The organism is Paenibacillus sp. TAF43_2 (genome assembly GCF_052113545.1).
Lineage (GTDB): Bacteria > Bacillota > Bacilli > Paenibacillales > Paenibacillaceae > Pristimantibacillus.
The window spans coordinates 1-4,987 of the sequence record NZ_JBFRDK010000284.1 but is presented as its reverse complement, the minus strand read 5'-3'; the positions used below and the strand labels follow the sequence as shown (position 1 = coordinate 4,987).

Below are 4,987 nucleotides of genomic sequence, written 5' to 3'. Positions count from 1 at the left end.
GATATATATGGTGGCTGAATTATTCGGGAAAACTGGATGAATATTTGGATAGAAGCGTTTCCTATATCTATATGAGGGATTTAGGCAAAGCTTTGGATTCTCCAGAGACACAATTGAGAATTCAACGAGTGATTGCTGACGTCAAAAATCACTTTATTCAACCCTCTTCAACAAACGGGGGAGAGCAGCCTGATTTTATGACCTTGGCGGGGCTTTATCGGTGGGCACAGAAGGAAGGCATAGAAAACGCCATAATCTGGGTAATAAATAAACTAAAATCCGTATCCTCTAATATCCCAAAGGAAATGAGTTCCGAGCATGCGGTGCGCAAGCTGATCAAAATCATAATCGGCGTAATGCTGCATGTAATTGAAGAAATGGATGATCAAGTATTGCCTGCTGAACGTGCCCGTAGACTAGACGAAGCCGTCAGACTTGGTTACTCCTATGGACTAACCTATCCTTTTATCGACGATCTGCTTGATTCTGGTGTTCTAAAGTCTGAGGAGAAAGAACAATATTCCTATATGATCCGTACCTCACTTCTAAGCGGATCTGTTCCACAATTAGGTGAATGGTCCGGCAATAACTTTAAATTTGTCCAATACGTACACGCGGAGCTTAGTGACGCTTTTGAGTATATTAAGAAATATCAACGACCTGAAACACAACAAACCTTTTTCGAGCAATCCTACGTGTTTTTTCATTCTCAGGATTTGGACCGTGTCAAGGATCTAACGAATGTAACTTACACCAACAAAGACCTTTACCTGCCTATCATTTTAAAATCCTCATCTTCAAGGCTCATCGTCCGTTCCGTCATTAGCGCTTCATTGGATGAAGGCTTTGATAGTCGAATATTTTATTATGGGATTTATAATCAGCTGGCAGATGATTTAGCAGATATGTTTGATGATATGGAAGACGGGGCGGTAACACCCTATACCTATTATTTGAAATACCATGAGCAGCGCTCAGATCTAATCAATCCCTTTGAGTTATACTGGTCCGTCATCTCTTATTTAATTCACAGCGTATACGACTCCGATGCCAAAACCCGAGAAGTGATTCTTGATCGTGCCTTCAATGGTCTAAAGAGGTTGAAAGAACGTATAGGTACTGAGAAATATAACAAAATTATGGCGGTGTTTGCTTCAGGAGATCCAGTTTTCAATCGTCTTATCCAACATGTGGTTCAAAAAGCGGATGATGTGGATTTCTTCGATAAACTGCTCCGGGATCAGATGGTAACGGTGTTAAAAAGCAATCGCAGTGAAAAGGAACAATTCCTTTCAACTGTCAAAGCTGCTCGCGAGCAAATCAACAATCTATTGCCGATTCACAAAAGTAATGAAATACCTCCAATGAAAGAGCTGCTTATTGATGCTGCAAACTACAGTCTTGAAGGAGATGGCAAACGATTACGGCCAATATTGGCTTGGGTCATGGGTATAAATGAATATGGACTGCATGCTTCGACGATCGTGCCGCTTTTAAAATCATTAGAGTATATGCATACCGCGTCTTTAATCTTCGATGATCTCCCAACGCAGGATAATGCCTCTACTCGCAGAGGGCGTCCTACGCTGCACGAGGTGCATAATAGTGCCACCGCGGAATTAACCGGCCTATTCCTTACCCAGAAGGCGATTGAAGAGCAATCATCCCTTGAACAGTTTGACCCTAAAATCGTGCTTGCTTTAATGCAATATTCGTCCCAAAGAGCTGGAGATATGTGCATGGGGCAGGCGATGGATTTGCATTCCAAAGGAAAAGCATTAACATTGGAGCAGCTAAATATGATGTGCTTTTACAAAACCGGAATTGCATTTGAAGCTTCACTTGTAATGCCTGCTATTCTCGCTCAGGTTAAGCCTTCTGAGATTGCGATTCTGAAAAAGTACGCCTATCATGCAGGCATAGCCTTTCAAATTAAAGATGATTTACTCGATTCGGAAGGAGATTTACATTTACTCGGTAAACCTATTGGCCAGGATGTGGAGAACAACAACTCGACTTTTGTGACCATCCTTGGTCTAGATGGAGCTAGAAAAGAGATGTGGGAACACTTCTGCCTTGCAATGGAAGCATTAAAGGAGATGCCACGTAGTCCAGCTTTTCTAAAGCAACTGCTGAATTATATTATAAGTCGGGATTTTTAAATTACATTCGAACGCCTTGAGGAAGACTCGAGCGATCATGTTAGATAATGAGACAATTTGAATAAGCAAACAGCAGTCCATCGGTGACATATGGTCACTGTTGGACTGCTTTTACTTTTTAATGGTGTTTGAAGCAGTCTGCAAAAGTTGATGAGAATGAAGGGGAGAAGTAAAGTGAGCGAGGTTAATATGACTAATTACCAATTCATAAGTGACTATAAAGATATTTCAACCTACAAAGAAAGCTTTAATGAATTGGCTAAAATGGTATTTGGACTTGATTTCGAAAAATGGTATGAAAAAGGGGGCTGGAACGAAAATTATATATGTTATTCCTTTATCGATAAAGGTAAAGTCATTGCCAATGCCTCAGCAAGCAAAATGACGTTTATATGTAACAGTGAAGAGTACAAAGCCATTCAAATCGGTACCGTTATGACGCATCCCGACTATCGAAATCAAGGATTATCAGGCAAACTGATGAACCATATTATCGAGAAATATGAACAAGAATATGACTTTATCTACTTGTTCGCTAATGATTCGGTTCTAGACTATTATCCTAGATTTGGGTTTAGAAAAACGCAAGAAAGTAGTTTTACGCTAAACATTTCAGGTTTAGAATTAAAACCAGAAGCAATCCGTTCCTACCGCAAGCTACATACGAATAACGCCAATGATTATCGGTTGATGGAGCAGTTTGCTAAGGAAAGAATATCTGTATCCCCTATAATGGGTGTGAAAAACAATGAACATCTATTGCTGTTTTATTTTATCTTAGCATTCAATGATGCGATTTATTATGTCGAGGAAGTTGATGCCATTGTTATTTTTAAGCACGAGGATAAACAACTTCATCTTTATGATATCATCAGCGTTCAAAAAGTTGATTATGATGTTATTTTGAACAGCCTTGTTACTGCCGATACGGAGATTATTCATTTTTACTTTACACCCGATTACGATAATGAAAACATTCATGTCGAGTTATTAGCACAGAGTGAGGACACATTGTTTGTTCGTCCTTCATTTGAAGATAGAGCAGAACATATTTTGTTTCCATTAACTTCTCATTCATAATGAAACACTTTTTTCAAACATTATCAGTACAAGGTAAATATCATGCTCTACATCCTGCAGGAACAGCATAGGCCATCGTCTTCCATGTCAATCGTACAGGTCGTTTTGTCTTCTTGAGAATACAATATGGTGTATTCCAAAACAGGAAGGAGATAATTCTGTGAACCGTAACGATTATAATAACATGAGTAATAACATGAACATGGGTAGTAATATGGGTAGTAACATGGGAATGGTAGAAGGTGCGAATTCGGCTAACTTTTGTCCGGATTGTCCGACGCAAACGATTTATGATCCTCCAATTACGCAATATGAGGACATCTACCATCCGCAGCTTGTAAATGTTATTCAAAATATTGAAACGGTGAAGAAGCATCATTGTTGTCCTGTCTATCAGCATTATTACACGCAATCAGAAAAAAATGTCATGGTTTCAGGCTTAAAACGCAGAAAACGTGCTAAAATATCTTCCAAAAAACGTTCCAAAAAATAGTCCTTAAATATTAAAAAAGACCCGTAAGTACCAACGCTTCGCAAATGAAGCGGTCGCCTTACGGGTCTTTCGCTTGTTTTCAAGATTACTTTAACTGTTACAAGAGATGATTTCTTCTTAAATACATATACGATACATACAGAATACAGCAGACAGGCAAAACAAACAGAAAATTACCTTAAATGTTGTCAAAAAGGCTCCAGCCTCAATAAGATATGAATATAAATTGTTGAAATTCTAAAGGAATTTAATGGGGAAGCTGAACAACTTTGTGAAATATATCTACTCCTTCATATAAACGTTGCAGATTATTCACAATTTGTATACTTGAAAATCTCAGAAGCAGAGAAGTAGCAACGTTTAGATTGAAACTAATAGAAGTTTAGTTTAACATCAAATACAGTGAACCATACCGCAAGTATCGGAAAAAATGTAATGATGCTAGTAACACATGGCGGCAAACAAAAGCTTCAATCGATGCATTAAGCTTTGTTATTGCCTTTGCTTTGTGTGTTCCTAGAGCCTTGTAAACGGACTTTTCACTTTTCACCAGCTTTCAAATAGCTTATAATTATCTGATAATCGCAGATCATTTAATCTATAATCAATTACAAAACAATATGATATGGTTTTAATTGAAACAGAAAAGGTGTGTGACTGGGTCGAGCATTGGCTTAGTGTAACGCCTATACAGAAGCGCCTACATGCTTTATGCAAATTTTAGGATATAAGGATGGTAAAAATGAGCAACGGAGAAAATAAAACAGACGTCATCTTGATTGGTGCCGGAATCATGAGTGCGACTTTAGGGACACTTCTGAAAGAATTGGTACCGGAATGGAAAATTACCGTGTTTGAGAAGCTCGAAAGTGCTGGAGAAGAAAGCTCTAACGAGTGGAATAATGCAGGAACAGGGCATGCAGCACTGTGCGAGCTTAACTACACTGTAAATAAGCCAGACGGATCTGTAGATATTAGCAAAGCGATTCAAATTAATGAACAGTTCCAGCTTTCCATGCAGTTTTGGTCTTACCTTGTAAATAGTAAGCTAATCCGTAATCCGCAAGACTTTATTATGCCATTACCTCATATGAGTATGGTCCAAGGAGAACAAAATGTAACGTTTCTAAAGAAACGTTTTGAAGCCATGTCTACTAATCCATTGTTTAAAGGGATGGAATTTTCCGATGACCCTGCAAAATTAATCGAATGGATCCCACTTATTATAAAAGATCGTAAATCAAATGAAGCT

Annotated in this window: 4 protein-coding genes; all 4 read left to right on the top strand. The window is 38.5% G+C overall.

The annotated features are described in order from the left end of the window. Positions 1 to 2,162, top strand: a 2,162-nt coding sequence (locus tag AB4Z17_RS31960) for a polyprenyl synthetase family protein (protein ID WP_441964334.1), incomplete at its 5' end; no start/stop codon positions are given. 174 nt (positions 2,163 to 2,336) lie between these two features. Further along, positions 2,337 to 3,242 (top strand): GNAT family N-acetyltransferase, encoded by a 906-nt coding sequence (locus AB4Z17_RS31955; protein WP_441964332.1) that lies wholly within the window; start codon positions 2,337 to 2,339, stop codon positions 3,240 to 3,242. A 184-nt stretch (positions 3,243 to 3,426) separates the two neighbouring features. Further along, on the top strand, positions 3,427 to 3,735 hold the full coding sequence (locus AB4Z17_RS31950; protein ID WP_339209275.1) for a hypothetical protein: 309 nt from the start codon (positions 3,427 to 3,429) through the stop codon (positions 3,733 to 3,735). Between the two features lie 742 nt (positions 3,736 to 4,477). Further along, on the top strand, positions 4,478 to 4,987 hold a 510-nt coding region (locus AB4Z17_RS31945; protein ID WP_441964330.1), incomplete at its 3' end, for a malate:quinone oxidoreductase.